This window comes from Martinezella sp. CNPSo 3890 (assembly GCF_057784455.1).
The window spans coordinates 797,271-814,153 of sequence record NZ_JBXSOR010000002.1; the positions used below are offsets into that span (position 1 = coordinate 797,271).

Consider the following 16,883-nt stretch of genomic DNA (forward strand, 5'->3'; position numbering starts at 1 on the left):
TCGGCGGTCGAAGCGTGCGATATTTCGCCGACCTGCATCATTGCTGCTCTTCCAATCGCGAGATCGGAAACAAGGCTCTGCCGGCAGAATTTGCCGTTACCTGCTCACGGCAGGTATTGCTAAGATTTCTTGCGGCTCTGCCAACTCGACCACCCAGTACCAGAGTGAGGGAAGTCCTTTGCCCCTCACCTCCACTCTCCTTTCGCCCGAGGAGCGGGACAAATCACCTATAGGCGTTCCTAGAGGATCTCAGCCGTGATGTCCCGTCCGGCATAGAAGATCCCTAACACCAGCACCTCGGCCTCCTCTACAACAAAGGCGATACTCACGCTCCTACGATAACCAATAATCCGAAGACCGGGGATGAGGTTGTCTCTCACCGTGCCGCGTTTGGGAAACGTCGCAAGCTCCTCGATAAACTGCCGGATGCCGTTGACATAGCTCCACGCCACCTGGGTCCAGCCCTTTCAACGCTGGCGAGATCCCGGTACAAGTCACGCAACTCAGCCTGCGCCTGCTTATGCAGGACAATTTTATTTCATACCTACTTGGTTTTCGCCAGTTGAGCCCGATGCTCAGCTTCCAACTGGTCAAAAGCCTCATCCAGAGTCACGCCAGCGGACGGGTCGCGCTTCAGATCTGCATAACGGCTCGGGATTTCCTGAGTCAGCCAGCGTTCGCGGGCGTCTTCCTGATCTTCAAGCAATCTCAGGGCCGCGCGAACAACTTCACTTGCGTTGTTATAGCGACCGGATTCAAGCTGCCTTTTGATGAAGCGCTCGTGGTGTTCATTGAGTGCGAAACTTGCCATGACGATTACCTCCTGTTCTAAATATGAGCTACGAGCGCGGAATTATCAACTATTGTTATCTATTGATAGTCGCCCCGCCCATAAGCTCAGAAATGAAATTGATGCGGAACTACCCCGCATAGTTCAAACGGATCAATGGGTTCAGGAAGGTAGTCTTCACTTGCTACTTGATGCGATCCAACGCGCAGACGGCATCATATGGCGTCGCTCCAGTATGGCCGAGAAGCCTGGCATTCGCTGAGGCCGTTGTTGAACAGAGGCAACCCGACCCGAAGTGCCTGAAGGCGATATCGATTGAGCCTTCGCCCAATACAAGTTCGCCATCCGCAGCCTCCGAAATCCCGCCAAATTCCGAAACTCGATTTCTGTCGAACTGGGTTGCGTAAAGGGCTTCGCTTCTGGCGTGTTCGAAAGGCATCGTCAACTTAAATTTCCAGAGCGGTGGGATGGTGGACTTGCTTCTGGCGGCAGTTGGTTCCCGCCGCGGACGATTTGACGATCCGCGCGAGCCAACGAAGAGATATCCTGAACTTTGGAGGCATCGTCGTGCTGGCCTTTGGTTCCATCAAGCTTTCCCGCCGTCACGCTGAGTTTCGCCGGGCGGGGATGACGTGGTTTTACCGAGACTACACACCCCACGTATCGTTCGCGCTCGACAGCCTGAATTTACGAGACATCCGGCCATTTGACGGCCGCCTCCGTTTTGGACCGGAGATTTTCAAGCCTGATCCGATCCTGGATTCATTGCCAACCTGACGAAACGTTGTCTCTAGGCCACTCCCGACGTCGTTTCGGGTTGCACGTTCAACAGGGAGCATTTGCCCTTTGCGAGTATGAGGACTGATTTCGCGCCGGCCAGGGATGAGATCGACGTGTTCACCGTCCCGCGATCAACCAAACGATGTGCGAAACGTAATCACCTTGATAAGAAGCGCGCTCAGAGCATAGTTCTGAGCCTCATTGAGGTACCGCTGGAAACTCGGCCACGGTTGTCATCCTGGAAAACGGTTGAGCGGTGTGCGCCGGCTTCAAAACACCCAGAGCGGAGATCTCGTCACGGTTCGCAGGGCCTGAACCGACGCGGCGGATATCTGATACTATCGGAGCAGACCTTGGCCGCCATCGACCCAGATAGGCGAGCCAGTGATATGCCGAGACTTATCGGATGCGAGAAAGATGATGAGGTCGGCGACGTCTTCACTGCGACCCGGACGCCCTCCGGTAATGGGTACCTGCCCCTCGGGCCAGACGACAGGTATCGACGTTTCGTCTTCCCTTCGGGCCTTGGTGTTAGCTTCGATGTTCGTCTCGATTTCACCTGGACACACGGCGTTGACACGAATGTGGAGACGGGCAAGTTCGAGAGCGAGCTGCTGCACCATCGCGACCTGCCCTGCTTTCGTGGCCGTATAGGCTGTCGCGCCCGGTGTCGTGAACGTTCTCGTTCCGTTGATGGACGATACAACGATGATGGATCCTCCGCCCGATCGCTTCAGCTCGGGCACGGTCGCGCGGATCGTCAGGAAGGTGCCAGTCAGGTTGACCGAAATCGTGTCGTTCCATTCCGAAAGCTTCAGATCGTCGATGGGCGCCCATACGCCATTGATGCCGGCATTGGCGACTACAACATCGAGGCGGCCATACTGCTTAACGAGCTGATCCACAGCTGCATCCATCTGCCACTCATCCGATATGTCCGCCAGCAGGGAGATAGCTTGTCCTCCGTTCGCCAAGATTTCCTCCACCGTGGTGGAGATCTCTCCGGGCGTACGCCCGAGCGCACCGATTTTGTATCCCTCTCTGGCCAGACCTAACGCCGCCGCTTTTCCGATTCCGGATCCCGCTCCAGTGACAAGGGCGACGGCAGGCTTCATGACGAACTCCGAGCTGTTGAGTAGCAGTGGAACTTGTGGATCGGCTTGAAGTTCCACCAAACGGAGGTTCTGTACGGTGCGGGACGTTGTTTAGAACCATGTTGACTGAGCGCCGTCGACGTAGAATGTTCACTGGGCACGCGCGGGAAGATCTCAATCGCCGCAACCCTTCTCGGCTCGCCGCCGTTGCTGACCTTGATGAGCCCCCGAAAGGCCTGGATCTACCGGCCGCTTGGGAGATGAAGTCCCTGTTGATGGAGCTGGCCGCAAGCGGAAGACGTGCAGTCCTCATCTCCACTCACGACGTGGAAATCATACCTCGCTTATGCAGCCGAGCCGTGTTCCTTGCCAAGGGCAAAGTTGTACGATCATGGAGGGGTAATGATGTTACCACACTGCGGGTAACACGCGGTGCTATCGAGGAGTGCCTGATCAGCACGCTTAAGGCTCAACTGGAGGCGTGAAACGGGGAGTGGGCCGGCTCGCCTTTCCGTGCCAGATAACAAAGCTAGTGTAGCGTGCCGCTTATGACCATCTTCGAGACGAACGCTGACAGGAGATTCTGATCGAAATGTCCGGAAGAGTTCATCATCGTATTGATGGCTTCAGCCTGTGAGAATGCCGGCTTGTAGGGGCGGATGGTTGTCAGCGCCTCGTATACGTCGCAAATGGCAGCAATGCGTGCGACGTACGGGATCTTCCTGCCCGATAAGTGATCGGGATAACCTCCGCCATCATACCGCTCATGATGGAAACGGCAGATATCAAGGACCTCGGCCGGCGCCGACCCTGCTTTCGCCACCATCTCGTAGCCCTTTTGCGGATGGGCGCGAACAAGATCCATCTCCTCGCCGGTCAGTTTGCCTGGCTTGTTCAGAATGTGATCGGGAATGGCCATCTTTCCAAGATCGTGGACGAGGCCGCCTAGACCGAGAACACGGACATCTTCTTGCCTGTGGCCGAGACCCCGCCCGAATGCGATCATTAAAGCGCTGACGGCGAGCGAGTGAAGAAACGTGATCTCGTCCTTTTGCTTGAGCTTGGCGACAGCAATGAGCGCGCCGGTGTTGTCGAGCGTCTCCAACATGATGCGCTCCACGGCAGTGCTGGCTGCCTCGTCGGCGAAACAACCGTTCACGCGAGCATCCTCCAGCACGTGGCGAAGATGTGGTGCGACATCATGGATCGACTGTCTTGCGCGGCTGATCTCGCTCTTTGAGAATGCGTTCAGCAGCTGCGCCTCGAAGCTCTCCGGTCCGTCGCGTTGCGGCATGCCAGCGACATCTGCGCCCTTCGTGATATCGATGACGACGCTTCTGACATGTTCATTAGCAAGCCTTCTCACCTCATCGCCTCTTGAGACCAGAAAAGGCTTGAAGCGCGCAGCACCGACCTCGGTCGCGAATTCCATGTCGTTGATGAACATGCCGACCCGGAGCTGGTTCAATGGGATGCGTTTGAGCATTTATGATCTTCCTGAAAGTCTTGCATTATCGACTGATGAAAACCACGCGTATGAAAGTGATGAAGGAGCTATCTTAGCTGGAGCACCTTGAGTGGCTCCGAGAAGGAGCCGCTTGGCACGAGCCGTTGGCCATGCGCGCTCAAGAACTGTCCTGCTTTCATGGCGTCCATCGCTCTGGCGAAAAGGTAGCCTTGACCAAGCTTGCACCCGAAGGCTTCGAGACGGCAGGCTTGTTCTTCGTCCTCGATACCTTCCGCCACCACGCGGATACCAAGCTTATCTGCGATCGAAAGCACGCCCTCGACGATCACCATCCCGGCGTCACCAAGCCTCGTTTGGTCGATGAAGGATTTGTCTATTTTGATGATGTCGACCGGCACCGTCAGAAGATGGGTCAAGGACGCATAGCCGGTCCCGAAGTCGTCGAGCGCGACTTTCAGGCCCTCTAAGCGCAGCGCTTTGATCTCATCCGCCACAACGTGGTCTCGCTGTCCTAGGTAAACGGACTCCGTCACCTCGAGGATTAGGTGCTCAAGGGGAACGTTAGCATCTTCGAACACTCGGCAGATTTTGTCACGCAGTCTACCCTTGCGGAAGTCTGCAGCCGACAGGTTGACGCCGACATGCCGCAGAGGAAGCCCACCGTCGAGCCATGTCCGCATGTCCTTAGCAACTTTGCTCAACATTCGTTCCGTCAGTGTTGAAGCAACGTGAGCGTCTTTGGTCGCCTCATGAAAATGAGCTGCTGCGACGATGTCGCCGGAATGGGTCTTCATCCGGCATAACGCCTCAAGGCCCACAGCCTCGCGTGTATCAAGTCGCACGATCGGCTGGTAGTAGGCCTCGATGCGGTTGTCGGATAGTGCAAGGCTGACGTCTCTTATCGCCCTGAAGCGGCGCGTCAACGCTGTCCCGAGACCCGAATGGTACTCGACGAATTGTCCACGGGCATGCTCCTTGGCATGGTAGAGCGCAATATCCGCATTTTGCCGGACTTGCTCGGGATTGATATCGTTGGTAGCCAAGGCGCCGCCGAGTGTCGCCGCAGGAAAGATGACGTGACCCCCGCAATCTGTTGGAAGCTCGATTTCCCTCAGGATCTGAGCCGCCTCGCTCTGCAGATCGAGCTCGCCTTCGCCGACAACGATGACTGCAAATTCATCACCACCGAGCCGATAGCTCCTTTCCCTGCCCGCGGCTGCCGCGATGCGCTCCGCAACAACGCGGATCAGAGCATCGCCAGCCGCGTGACCAAACGTATCGTTTACCATCTTCAGGTTGTCGACATCGGCGATGATAATGCCCCAGCCGTGATTTACAGGCGGCGCCAGGGTTCGAAGAGCGAGATCGAAAGCAGCCCGATTCCGAAGCCCAGTGAGGCCGTCCGTGTATGTCAGACGCTGACGCTCCGCCACCCGTTCTTCACGCTCGATTGCGATCGAGCAGAGATGCACACACGCATCCACGATCGTCTGCTCAAGCTCACTTGGTCCGCGGCTCTCGCGGTAGTAGAATGCGAACGTGCCGACCACCCGGTCCCCGCTCTTGATGGGACTTGACCAGCAAGCCTTCAGGCCAAGCGGGAGAGCGACTGCCGCGTAATCGGTCCACCTAAAGTCGGTTTCTATGTCGGTGACAACAACGGGCCATCCATGGAAGGCGGCGGACCCGCAAGAACCCGAGTGAGGCCCCACTTTAAGATCGTCCACAGCGGCTGAATACGACGCTGGAAGTGACGGCGCCGCCAGCGTCGATAGACGGACGCCATCAGACTTTAAGACGGTGGCCGCAATACCGGGAACCGCTGCTTCAACCTTTGAGCATAGTGCTGAAAGCGTGGTCGCCAGCGGTTCGCCTTTGGCAATCATTTCAAGAATGGCATTCTGCAATTCTAGGATCATGAGAGGGCGTCTCGAAAGGGAAGCCCTCTTTAACAGTCGCGATTTCAGATCAAGTTACCGTATCGGTTAAATATTGATCAATCTGGCGGCGTGCAAGACGCGAGATGAACAACTTGCGTGATATCCGATGGAATTGGTGGGTTAGTCGATGTCCCCGCTCAACCGCTTTACAGCTTTGCTTGCTCGACGGAGCTAAAACGCAAGGCTCTGCCGTCTGCCGCGACTATGGCGTCCATCTCCTCTGCGAGCCCATCCCGATCATCGACACCACGCAAGAGACGGCCGGCCAGAGCATCGAAACGCCCAACGGCGATATCGGCAATCAAGAGAGCAGCCGGTTCTCAACGCGACCCAAGCACCTTCCGGCGGAACAACCGCGGCCTCCGCAAGTCGCCTCGCGCAGGCAAAGTCAACGTTCGATACCGGTTCGAGCATGGAAACATCGCCGTCCCTTTCTGCGTCAGCTCTTGCGTCCCAACAAATGCTTGTCACAAATTCGTCGTCAGGTGGGTTTCATCAACATCACGCTTGACGCGGCGACTGCAACGGGAGTTGAAAGTGAAAACGAACCGTAGGGTATTTGTTGCCGGGTCTCTTTTGGGAGCCCTGGCCGGGAATATGAAAGCCTATGCGGGCGACGTCCGATCGCCCGCCCCAACTTCCGGAGATTATGAGGTGATACAGGGCTTTCGTGACGGGATCGCCCCACCGTTCTCAAAAGGAACTGTGAAAAAGGGAGGCGCTCTTTTCTTCAAAACGCAGGAAGCGCTCGACGACTATGGTGATGGATCCTCCCAAACGCAGCTGATGGAGAAAGGAGACCTGATCGTAGTTCCAGCTGGACGAGAAATCATCCTATTGGATAATTTTGCCGAATTTCGTGGGCGCGCCCACGTTGACGGAATCGGCGACGGGTACGTGATACTGAATGGTGAATTTTGAGGGCGCGTGAAGAATTCAACAAGCTAAGTACGCAAATAGCTGATTGATGTTCTCGATGAGCCCACGTGGCCCGAGCCATTCGCGGAAGGTCTTTCGCCAACTTCATGATTATTACGCGGAGCAAATACGGCAGACAGTCTCTTACATCTTCAATCAAATTCTGGATGCTTTACTGGAAATTAAAGGGCACTGCTGCTCCGAAATCGGACCGTCGCCCTGATCAAGGCTGTCGTTTTGGTCGGCAATGGCCAGACACTCGAACCATCAAGAACGACGCTCTTGACGAGGTACGAACCGCCAACCCTGTTAATTGCGTCCGGTTTGAGCGGATTAAGTCGTTGCTTGGATGGCGCAAATTTTCGAGCACAACCTGAAAAATCTTGCAGGCGAAGAAACACTTGATGTCTCAAGTGCTGGATCCGTGGTAGCGGACATATTCCACGCATGAAAACGAAAAAGCCTGCCGCGGGAGGAGGTGCGGCAGGCTTTTCGAAAATAACCGAACAGCAACTGGGAGGAGGAGGGTTGCTGTTCCCGCAAGCGCCCTTGGGAGGAGGAGTAGGACGTCTGCATATCGAACCGACGCGGGAGGAGGTGCATCGCTTCGATAGCCACATCATACGGGTTCTCCTCGCCTATTAAATCGACTTTGCTGCAGCGCAGTTATGCCGAAAGCGCATATCAATTTCCGCGAGGCCCGTCGGACATTCAGAGCCGATGGCGCTCTTGCCCAACTCCCTTATCCAACTCCATGGAACAAAACGATTATGTGATGCCTTTTGCTTGTCGAGGTCGCGTGCTGTGTCAACCGGACGTGACAGGGATGACGAACGCGATGATTTTTCCGGTTCTCATCGCGGCCAACGAAACGGCAGTCGAGCGTATCACCTGTCCGGCCCGCGCCTCATCCCGTCTTCATCCGAGGCGGGAGGCGGATTTGTACTGGGGACTGCCATGGCCAGCGACAAGCTATCAACCTATAAGCAGAAGCGCGATTTTAAGAAGACGCAGGAGCCGAGCGGCGCAGCGAAGCTGAAGGCATCGAACCGCAGACGCTTCGTCATCCAGAAGCACGATGCAACGCGGCTGCATTACGATCTGCGACTCGAACTCGATGGGGTGTTCAAGTCCTGGGCGGTGACGAAGGGGCCTTCGCTCGACCCGCATGACAAGCGGTTGGCGGTCGAGGTCGAGGACCACCCGCTCGACTACGGTGATTTCGAGGGCACTATCCCGAAGGGACAGTATGGTGGCGGCACGGTAATGTTGTGGGACCGCGGCTACTGGGAGCCCGAAGGCAGCAAGACGCCGGAGCAGGCTCTCGCCAAAGGCGATTTCAAATTCGCCCTGGAAGGCGAGCGGCTGCATGGTAGCTTCGTGCTGGTGCGGATGCGCAACGACCGCGACGGGGGCAAGCGGACCAACTGGCTGCTGATCAAACATCATGACGATTTCTCGGTCGAGGAGAACGGTGCTGCGGTCCTTGAGGAGAACGCAACCTCCGTCGCCTCGGGCCGAACCATGGAAGCGATCGCCGCCGGCAAAGGCAGGAAGCCGAAGCCGTTCATGGTCCAGAGTGGCGACGTTCAGGCGGATGCGGTGTGGGACAGCAACCACGGCCTTGCTGCGGAAGAACGCAAAGCCGAAACCAAAACTAAAAGGAAATCAGCCCCAGCCAAAGCTGCCAAGCCAGCGAAGTCCGCAATGCCCGACTTCATCGCGCCGCAACTCTGCGAAACGCTGGAACGGCCGCCCTCGACCGAGGGCTGGATCCACGAGATCAAGTTCGACGGCTACCGCATCCAGGCACGCATTGAAAACGGCGAGGTGACGCTAAAGACCCGCAAGGGCCTGGATTGGACGGCAAAATATCCGGCGATCGCGACATCGGCTGCAAACCTGCCTGATGCCATCATCGACGGGGAGATCTGCGCCCTCGACGAAAATGGTGCGCCTGATTTCGCCGCGCTACAGGCGGCGCTATCGGAAGGAAAGACCGACGCACTGGTCTACTTTGCCTTCGACCTGTTGTTTGAGGGCGATGAGGATCTGCGGCAACTGCCGCTCACCAAGCGCAAGGATCGTCTGCAGAAATTGTTGGATGATGCCGGCGAGGATCCACGCCTGCGGTTCGTGGAGCATTTCGAGACCGGCGGAGATGCCGTCCTGAAGTCGGCCTGCAAGCTCTCGCTCGAAGGCATTGTCTCGAAACAGGCCGACGCGCCGTATCAATCGGGCCGTACGGACACCTGGGCGAAGTCGAAGTGCCGCGCTGGCCATGAAGTCGTCATCGGCGCCTATGCCAAGACCAACGGCAAATTCCGCTCGCTGCTGGTCGGCGTCAATCGCGGTAGCCATTTTGTCTATGTCGGCCGGGTCGGCACGGGCTACGGCGCTGGCAAGGTCGGTGTGCTGCTTCCCAAGCTGCGCGCTGGAAACGGCCAAGTCCCCGTTTACCGGTATTGGGGCGCCGAAAGAGGAGCCCAACGTCGTCTGGGTGAAGCCGGAACTTGTCGCGGAGATTGAGTTTGCCGGTTGGACCGCCGACGGGCTGGTGCGCCAAGCAGCGTTCAAGGGGCTAAGGGAAGATAAGCCAGCAGGGGAAGTCATCGCGGAGAAGCCGATCGAGCCAGCTGAGGTGGAAACGCCCGATCCGGAGACAAAGGCCAAACAGAAACGGACCGCGAAGTCGCCGCGCAAGGGCGGCAAGGAAGCTGTCATGGGCATGTTGATCTCCAACCCGGACAAGCCGCTCTGGCCGGAGGCCAATGATGGCGAACCGGTCACGAAGGTGGAACTGGCCCGCTACTACGAAGCCGTCGGTCAATGGCTGATCGACCATATCAAGGGGCGGCCATGCTCGATCATCCGCACTCCCGATGGGATCGGCGGCGAGCAATTCTTTCAGCGCCACGCGATGCCGGGAACGTCGAACTTGCTTGAGTTGGTCAAGGTGTTCGGCGACAAGAAACCCTATCTGCAAGTTGACCGGGTCGAGGGCCTTGCCGCCGTCGCCCAGATCGGCGGTGTCGAGCTGCATCCCTGGAATTGCGAACCGGGCCAGCCGGAGGTGCCGGGCCGTCTCGTCTTCGACCTTGATCCCGGTCCGGACGTCCCCTTCTCAACCGTCGTCGAAGCGGCTCGGGAAATGCGTGACAGACTCGAAGAACTGGGTCTCGTCAGCTTCTGCAAGACCACCGGTGGCAAGGGTCTGCATGTCGTCACGCCGCTCGCGGTACCGAGGGGCAAAAAGCTCACCTGGCCGGAGGCAAAAGAGTTCGCACACGATGTCTGCCTGCAGATGGCACGCGAGAACCCTGAGCTCTATCTGATCAAGATGGCCAAGAACCAGCGTAACGGCCGGATCTTCCTCGACTACTTGCGCAACGATCGAATGGCGACCGCCGTCGCGCCGTTGTCGCCCCGCGCGCGGCCGGGCGCCACGGTATCGATGCCGCTCACCTGGAGCCAGGTGAAGGCAGATCTGGATCCGAAACGCTTCACTATCCGCACCGTGCCAGCGTTGCTGGCCAAGACGAGCGCCTGGCAGGATTATTGTGACGGACAAAGGTCGCTGGAGCAGGCCATCAAGAGACTGGGCAAGATGACGAAAGCGGCGGCATGACATACGAACGAACGCATAGTCAATACACGGATTTCCGTAACATGGACCGTCTGGCCCGCCTTCGCCGCATGCGTGGGCTGGCGCGGCTCATGGACACGGCGCTGCGCATTCCCGGAACGCGCTTTTCGTTCGGAGCAGATTCAATCATGGGGTTGGTGCCTGTTGTCGGTGACTTTGCCGGCGCTGCGATCAGTCTCTACATCGTCAACGAGGCGCGGCGGCTTGGCGTGCCGAATGACAAGCTTCTTAAGATGCTGGTCAATATTGGTTTCGACGCGGCGGCCGGGAGTGTCCCATTGGCCGGGGACCTGTTCGACGTCTATTTCAAATCCAACCGCCGTAATCTCGACCTCGTCCTGGAACACTTCGGTCTCGACCATTCCGATCTCGATCGCAGACGGTCGCCACGCGAATGAACCGGCACGTTCGGCCGGCACGCTCACTCACTATCCGTAGCACCGATCCAGTTCTTTGAGGGCAGCCTGCACTTCACCCATGGAAATCGGGTCGGGTGTTCCAGGCATGTGGCGGAACGCCGGCTTCGAGTCGATCGCATAGAAGTCCGAAGCCCACGAAGCCAGGACGGTCCGCTTGTCGTCTGCGGAGAGCGCGGTCGCTTTCACCACGTCAAGAGGCCGCTCAATCTGCATGCCCTGAAGCAGGATCGTCGGACCCATCGCAGCGGCACTGCTTGCGCCCTGCTCCAAAATCCCGTGCATCTCGGCCTCCTTAGCGAACGTGCGGCTCTTTGTCGTGGCTGCGGCGGGAGGCGGCGATCACGTCCGTTTCCGGCGCAAGCAGATCGTGCTTCTCAGCAAAGGCAGCAAACAGGCCGCGCGCGGTCTCGGCTTCGATCTCTCCGCGAAGGGCCGCCTGACATGCCTTGAGGGCAATGGAATGCGCCGTGTCCCTAGACGAGGCGGGCCAATCGGCAAGGTGCCGGTAGGCGTCCATGACGGTGTGGACCTTTGTCGGAAAGCCAAGGCCGACGAGGATGGTCACAGGTTGTCTGAACATGTCGGGTTTCATCGCTCTCTCCTTCCCAACCCGGAATGTTAATGGGCGCCACCGCCGTGGCGCCCTTGTTGTGCGGAGAATGCGGGTTACGCTGCTTTTTGCGCCTCGATCTGCGCCGGGGCGGCTTTTTGTGAGAGAGCCGGGTTTGCCTGGATATCGATCTTGCGCGGCTTCAAGGCCTCGGGAATCTCACGCACCAGATCGATCGACAGCAGTCCGTTCTGCAGATTGGCGCCGTTCACCCTGACATGGTCGGCAAGCTCGAAGCGGTGCTCGAACGGCCGGCTGGCGATGCCGCGATGGAGATAACCGTCATTGGCGGTCTCCTGCTTCTTGCCGGTGACCGTCAGCAGGTTGGACTGGAAGGTGATGTCGAGATCGTCCTGGGCAAAGCCCGCGACCGCAATCGAAATCCGGTAGCTGTCGTCGCCGGTCTTGACGATGTCATAAGGCGGCCAATCGCTGATCGAACGAGCGCGCTGAGCATTTTCGAGAAGATTGAAAACCCGATCAAACCCGACGGTCGAGCGGAACAAGGGTGCGTAGTCGTAAGATGTTGCCATAGCCATATCCTCCTTGAAGCAACATGGGTACGGAAGCGCCGAAAGCCGCGCTTCCAGCAAGGCCAACCCTGTGTTCAGCAGCTGGCGGCAATCGATTTGGTTTTTGAGAATTTCGGATTCAAGAGAGTCAGCGGAAAAAAATTGGACGTGATAAGGGCCGCCCCCATCGGCTCAGTCGAGCTCGTAGACCGCAGCATTGTCCTGGATCTCACGCAGCCCTTTGTAGGATGAGTGTCGCAGATTGCCGTCGTCGGTCCAGCCGCGGAATTCGACTTCGGCGATCAGCGTCGGCTGCGCGAAGAGGTAATTCTTGCCTTTGAGCGGCACGACTGGATTGCGCGTCTTGAGCATGTCGAGCGTCTTCTTCAGGTATGCCGCGTCGTTTTCCTTGAAGCCCGTGCCGACGGCGCCGACATACACCCAATCATGACCGCGCCGGGCTGCCAGCAGCAGACTGCCGATCCCGCGCGCTACGGCCGACTGTTCGTAGCCGACGATCATGAACTCTCGCTTTGCACACATTTGATCTTCAGCCAATCGCCGGTTCTGCCCGAGCGGTACGGACGGTCCCAGTGCTTGGCGATGATACCTTCTAGTCCAAACGATCGGGCGTTCTCCAGAAGCTCGGCGCCGTCACCCTGCACCTCCTCGGAAAGCTGTATCGCGCCAACGGCTCCGTCGAGCAGGGGTCAGAACAAGATCAGTGCGAAATCATACGCTCTCATGAGCGATTTAGGTTTTCCCGACGCGTTTAAGTTACCCCGCTGACGCGAGGTTGGTCAAATGATGCAGCCTGTGCAAGGTGCTGGAGATGGCGGTCCGAACCGATGGTTATCATACTCTCATTGCAAATTTCGAGGTAATCCGCCCCTGATTCCGAAATGATGTCGCCCCCCTTTGGCGGGCATCTGGCAAGGGTGGTCTGCCGGTGTGAAGTTTCTTCCTTGGACGTTGACGAGGAAGGAACGGGATGCCTGCGGAGAGAGTGGAGATGCGGCGGGTCCGCGAGATATTGAGATATCGCTTTGAGCAAGGACTTGGGCACAAGTCGATTGCGGTGCGGGTTGGAACTGCGCCCTCGACGGTGCGCGAGACGCTGCGGCGTGCGGCGGTTGCTGGGCTATCGTGGCCTTTGGGTGATGACGTCAGCGATACGGTCCTGGAGGCGGCACTTTATAAAGGGGCTGGGACGAAGATAGGACACCGCCGCGCTCCGGAGCCAGATTGGGCGCAGGTCCATCGCGAGCTGAAGCGCAAGCATATGACGCTTCAGATCCTATGGGACGAATACATTGGTCTTCATCCGGATGGATATCGCTATAGTCGGTACTGCGACCTGTATCGCGGCTGGGCGTTGAAGCTGCCGGTGACGATGCGGCAGGATCATGCGGCCGGCGACAAGCTGTTCGTCGATTATGCCGGCGACACCGTTACCGTCGTAGTCGACCGATTGTCCGGCAAGACACGACAGGCCCACCTGTTCGTGGCGGTTATCGACACGCACTCGACCTGGAAGGCCGAGACCTACGGCGTTTCGATTGGCACTAGCGGCATCATGCCGACGCCGCCGGTCAAAGACAGCGAAAATAAGACTGGGCACGCGCTTTCCGCCATCGGTGGCAATATCCCGATCACGATCACCGATCCTGCCCACCAAATGCAGGATATCGGCGCGATCCGCCGTGATACCAACAACACCAACACCTCGCTGCCCGGTCTGCCGGACCTCGAGCATATCCTGCGTGACCAGTACAAGACCCAGGCAGATCTGCAGGCAGCGCAGGCCACTATGGCGGGATTGGTCGGGGATATTGCGAGCGAATTCTACAAGCAAGCTGCTCTCAGCCGAGATCAGGCGGGAATGGACTACTGGAAGGAGGGTGGCGCCGGTCGAGTACTCCTCCATACCATCGGTTCAGGTATCCTGGGTGGCGTCAATGGCTGGGAGGGAGCGCTGAAGGGAGCCGCCGGCGCTGCGACCTCGGCCTTGCTGACGCCTGCCATAGCAAGTCTCGTCAAGGGCATGTTGAAGGACAGCACCTTATCGGATCAGGACAAACAAGCGCTTGCCGCAGCGATCGGGACGAGTCTCAGTTCGGCAGTCGGTGGCGCCGTTGGTGGCGGCGAAGGAGGGTCCTACGGCTCGGCGCAGTATCAGTATAATTATCTGACGCACGAGCAGCTTGACGAAGCCAATAAGGAGCGCGGCGAACTCCTCAAAAAGATTGACGATTGCAAAGCATCACTTGGTGAAGGCTGCTCAGGCCAAGACCTGGCTCAACTTGAGAGTAATCTGAACGTCAGCACGGCCTATTACAGGCAGCTTTCGGATGAAAATAATGCGGCACTTGTAAGCGCCTGCGCCGCATCCTTCACTAGCGCGGCCTGCGTCTCGGGTCGTCAGGACTTGCAGAACGCTGTCGATCAGGAATATGGGCTTCAGGCTCGTGTGCTGGGCACGAGCACCATCAACACGCCTGATGCCCTGCTGCTTGGCGTACTCAGTGATGTGGCGGCTGGCCGTGGCGCCCCTGATCAGATCAGCGCCCAGTATCAGAAAGCGCTGGCCACACACCAGGCAATAGTAAATGGTGTGGCTGCCTTGTCGGTGCTTGTCGCGGCTGGCGTAACCATCGGCCCGGAGATTTACGCATATTGCGCGGCTAATAGCACCGCATGCGCCAATGCCGTTACTGAGCTTCTGGATTGTACCGTCACCGTGGCTTGTACGAGTACGGCTGGATGTGTTCTTTCTCTTGGGGCCGCAACGAAGGTCGCTGGCGAACTGGAGCAATCGGCAACTGCTGCGGCACGTACAGCGGGTACGCGCACGATTATCGCATCCGATGGCACCAGCGTCGTCGTACCTGCTGGATACAGACCGCTAGCTTCCGCCGGCGCAGCAGCAAACGACGTTGGCGGCCTGCCGACGGGATATGTCCGCGTCATCGATGATGCAGGCAATGTCGTCATCGTGGGACCAAATGGCACAATTTACGCAAACGCGGGCTTGGCACAAAGAGCCGCCGTAAGCGGCAACCGAGCAGAATTTGATGACCTTGCTAAATTTCGGGCAGAGCTTGGACTACCGCCGGCAGGCTCAGCCGCTGACAAGAGCACTTTGGCTGTAATCGAGATTAATGGACAGAAAATTTACGGGGTTAACGCTCATGGTCAGCCAGTGACCGGGGTCAACGCGATTTCGTCAACTCACGCAGAAATTGATGCCCTTAATCAAATTAAGCAGCAGGGTATTGACGTCTCTGGGCAAAATCTGACGCTATATGTCGACAGAGCGGCATGCGGGACGAATGGTGGAATTCGATCAATGGTCGAGCAACTAGGACTGAAACAGCTCACCGTCGTCGGCCCCGATGGCACGATGACAATAACTCCAAGGTAAATCATGCGATTAAATGCTGACACAAGAGATGGTGTTCACAATCTGGATGTTGAAATACTGGACGCGAATGTGAGCGAGGCGTTGAATTGGATTTCGGGGCTTGACGGGAAACAACACACCTTGGTGAGTCTTGAACGAGAAGATGGATGGCAGGTCATGGTGGGTGGTGGGCCTCTCCGCTACGTTGTTACCCTAGGAAATGGTGATGACAATCTAACCCTTGAAAATCCGTGCGGAAAGCAATCGACGATGGTTGAGCTGTGTGCCGGAGGGCAATATGGGGAGTATCCTGAGAATATTTGCGTGGGCCCAGAACAGGTGACCAATGCAGTTTCGCTATTTTTTCTGAGACGGGAGCTGGAAGAACAATGGAGTAAGTAATGATCTGCTCCCGCTGCCCCTGGTATCCAGGGTTCAAATAATGACAAAGTCAGGAGACGTTTTCGGGATCAAGACGGCACGGGGAGAAGCATATTTTCAATATGTAAAGCGTGATAAGCTTATGGGACCTTTAATCAGGGTTCTGCCTGGCATCTATCGGGATGATGTCCCAGATATTGAAGCGTTGGCGAATGTTGTAACGAACTTTTGGATTTTTTTCCCCGTTGGCCCTGCTCTCAAAAGCGGCATCGTTCGTAAACTTGGGCAGTACAAAATTCCAAAACATGCCGAAAAGATGCCACTCTTTCGCACCGGTGTTGCTGATCCAGAGACCCGCAAGGTGGAAACCTGGTGGTTATGGGATGGCGAGACCAGTTGGCAAGTTGGCGCCATTACGGATGAACAGAGGAAGCTTCCCCTGAGAGAAGCGTGGAATGATACCCGGCTTGTCGAGCGAATTGAGAGTGGCTGGCTCCCGGAAAAGGATCCTCGTTAAAATCACGACAATAAATTTGATACTTTCGAGAGTGCTTGCTGTTAAACATCCAGGATTCTGATGATTAAAGCCGGAGATGTATTTGAAATAAGCACCGCAAAAGGAGAAGCATATTTCCAGTGCGTTTTAAACAACAAGGAAATGGGTTGGGCAATCAGGGTGCTGCCTGGCACGCATCCAGGAGGTCAGGCTGGCCTCGGTTCTCTGGTTGAAGTTCCAACCAATTTCTGGACATTTTTCCCTGTTGCAGCCGCCCTGAAAAGAAAGCTCATACGGAAAGTGGGGACTTATGATGTTCCCATGCACTCCAAAGAGATGCCCCTTTTTCGATCGGGTGTACCCAATCCCCAAACACGGAAGGTGGAAAACTGGTGGTTATGGGACGGAGAAAAGTCTTGGATGGTC

16 protein-coding genes and 3 pseudogenes are annotated in these 16,883 nt (G+C 57.2%); 10 read left to right on the plus strand and 9 right to left on the minus strand.

Annotation, left to right across the window (positions count from 1 at the left end; all coding sequences use genetic code 11):
* Positions 1-239 precede the first annotated feature (239 nt).
* Together AC13RC_RS09840 and AC13RC_RS09845 are read right to left on the minus strand one after the other, a co-directional pair.
* Positions 240-452, minus strand: a complete 213-nt coding sequence (locus tag AC13RC_RS09840; RefSeq protein WP_488557025.1) for a type II toxin-antitoxin system RelE/ParE family toxin — start codon at positions 450-452, stop codon at positions 240-242.
* A 92-nt stretch (positions 453-544) separates the two neighbouring features.
* The gene (locus AC13RC_RS09845; RefSeq protein ID WP_113421323.1) at positions 545-811 is read right to left on the minus strand and encodes a type II toxin-antitoxin system ParD family antitoxin; all 267 of its coding nucleotides are present in this window, start codon (positions 809-811) and stop codon (positions 545-547) included.
* Between the two features lie 441 nt (positions 812-1,252).
* Between AC13RC_RS09845 and AC13RC_RS09850 the strand changes: the two genes are divergently transcribed.
* Complete coding sequence (locus AC13RC_RS09850; RefSeq protein ID WP_488557026.1) at positions 1,253-1,567, plus strand: hypothetical protein; 315 nt, start codon at positions 1,253-1,255, stop codon at positions 1,565-1,567.
* 341 nt (positions 1,568-1,908) lie between these two features.
* Here AC13RC_RS09850 and AC13RC_RS09855 read toward each other — a convergent pair whose 3' ends face one another.
* The 3 genes from AC13RC_RS09855 to AC13RC_RS09865 form a co-directional block, all read right to left on the minus strand.
* Positions 1,909-2,685: an SDR family oxidoreductase gene (locus AC13RC_RS09855; protein WP_488557027.1), complete on the minus strand. Its 777-nt coding sequence runs from the start codon at positions 2,683-2,685 to the stop codon at positions 1,909-1,911.
* Between the two features lie 508 nt (positions 2,686-3,193).
* Positions 3,194-4,150 carry an HD-GYP domain-containing protein gene (locus tag AC13RC_RS09860; RefSeq protein WP_488557028.1) on the minus strand — a complete coding sequence of 319 codons (957 nt, stop codon included), beginning with the start codon at positions 4,148-4,150 and terminating at the stop codon, positions 3,194-3,196.
* A gap of 68 nt (positions 4,151-4,218) precedes the next feature.
* Positions 4,219-6,051: a bifunctional diguanylate cyclase/phosphodiesterase gene (locus AC13RC_RS09865; protein ID WP_488557029.1), complete on the minus strand. Its 1,833-nt coding sequence runs from the start codon at positions 6,049-6,051 to the stop codon at positions 4,219-4,221.
* Positions 6,052-6,609: 558 nt separating this feature from the next.
* Between AC13RC_RS09865 and AC13RC_RS09870 the strand changes: the two genes are divergently transcribed.
* The 4 genes and pseudogenes from AC13RC_RS09870 to AC13RC_RS09885 all read left to right on the plus strand — a co-directional run bounded on the left by AC13RC_RS09870 (position 6,610) and on the right by AC13RC_RS09885 (position 11,034).
* Positions 6,610-6,993, plus strand: coding sequence for a hypothetical protein (locus AC13RC_RS09870; protein ID WP_488557030.1), 384 nt, complete (start codon positions 6,610-6,612; stop codon positions 6,991-6,993).
* 444 nt (positions 6,994-7,437) lie between these two features.
* Positions 7,438-7,635: a hypothetical protein gene (locus tag AC13RC_RS09875; protein ID WP_162750812.1), complete on the plus strand. Its 198-nt coding sequence runs from the start codon at positions 7,438-7,440 to the stop codon at positions 7,633-7,635.
* 312 nt (positions 7,636-7,947) lie between these two features.
* A pseudogene (ligD, locus tag AC13RC_RS09880) lies at positions 7,948-10,618 on the plus strand (DNA ligase D).
* Positions 10,615-11,034: a DUF4112 domain-containing protein gene (locus AC13RC_RS09885; protein ID WP_488557031.1), complete on the plus strand. Its 420-nt coding sequence runs from the start codon at positions 10,615-10,617 to the stop codon at positions 11,032-11,034. The pseudogene ligD and the gene AC13RC_RS09885 overlap by 4 nt, the downstream one beginning before the upstream one ends.
* A 30-nt stretch (positions 11,035-11,064) precedes the next feature.
* Here AC13RC_RS09885 and AC13RC_RS09890 read toward each other — a convergent pair whose 3' ends face one another.
* The 4 genes and pseudogenes from AC13RC_RS09890 to AC13RC_RS09905 form a co-directional block, all read right to left on the minus strand.
* The gene (locus AC13RC_RS09890; protein WP_145321107.1) at positions 11,065-11,337 is read right to left on the minus strand and encodes a hypothetical protein; all 273 of its coding nucleotides are present in this window, start codon (positions 11,335-11,337) and stop codon (positions 11,065-11,067) included.
* Positions 11,338-11,347: 10 nt separating this feature from the next.
* A complete protein-coding gene (locus tag AC13RC_RS09895; protein ID WP_488557032.1) occupies positions 11,348-11,647 on the minus strand; it encodes a DUF982 domain-containing protein in 300 nt (99 codons plus the stop codon).
* 74 nt (positions 11,648-11,721) lie between these two features.
* Complete coding sequence (locus AC13RC_RS09900; protein ID WP_488557033.1) at positions 11,722-12,198, minus strand: Hsp20 family protein; 477 nt, start codon at positions 12,196-12,198, stop codon at positions 11,722-11,724.
* 171 nt (positions 12,199-12,369) lie between these two features.
* A pseudogene (locus AC13RC_RS09905) lies at positions 12,370-12,881 on the minus strand (ATP dependent DNA ligase); the annotation flags it as partial.
* 308 nt (positions 12,882-13,189) lie between these two features.
* Here AC13RC_RS09905 and AC13RC_RS09910 point away from each other — a divergent pair.
* The 5 genes and pseudogenes from AC13RC_RS09910 to AC13RC_RS09930 form a co-directional block, all read left to right on the plus strand.
* A pseudogene (locus tag AC13RC_RS09910) lies at positions 13,190-13,705 on the plus strand (IS21 family transposase); the annotation flags it as partial.
* 516 nt (positions 13,706-14,221) lie between these two features.
* Positions 14,222-15,601 carry a deaminase gene (locus AC13RC_RS09915; protein ID WP_488557044.1) on the plus strand — a complete coding sequence of 460 codons (1,380 nt, stop codon included), beginning with the start codon at positions 14,222-14,224 and terminating at the stop codon, positions 15,599-15,601.
* A gap of 3 nt (positions 15,602-15,604) precedes the next feature.
* Positions 15,605-15,982: a hypothetical protein gene (locus tag AC13RC_RS09920; protein ID WP_488557034.1), complete on the plus strand. Its 378-nt coding sequence runs from the start codon at positions 15,605-15,607 to the stop codon at positions 15,980-15,982.
* Positions 15,983-16,022: 40 nt separating this feature from the next.
* Positions 16,023-16,478 carry a hypothetical protein gene (locus AC13RC_RS09925; protein ID WP_488557035.1) on the plus strand — a complete coding sequence of 152 codons (456 nt, stop codon included), beginning with the start codon at positions 16,023-16,025 and terminating at the stop codon, positions 16,476-16,478.
* 60 nt (positions 16,479-16,538) lie between these two features.
* The coding region (locus tag AC13RC_RS09930; protein WP_488557036.1) for a hypothetical protein at positions 16,539-16,883 on the plus strand (345 nt) is incomplete at its 3' end.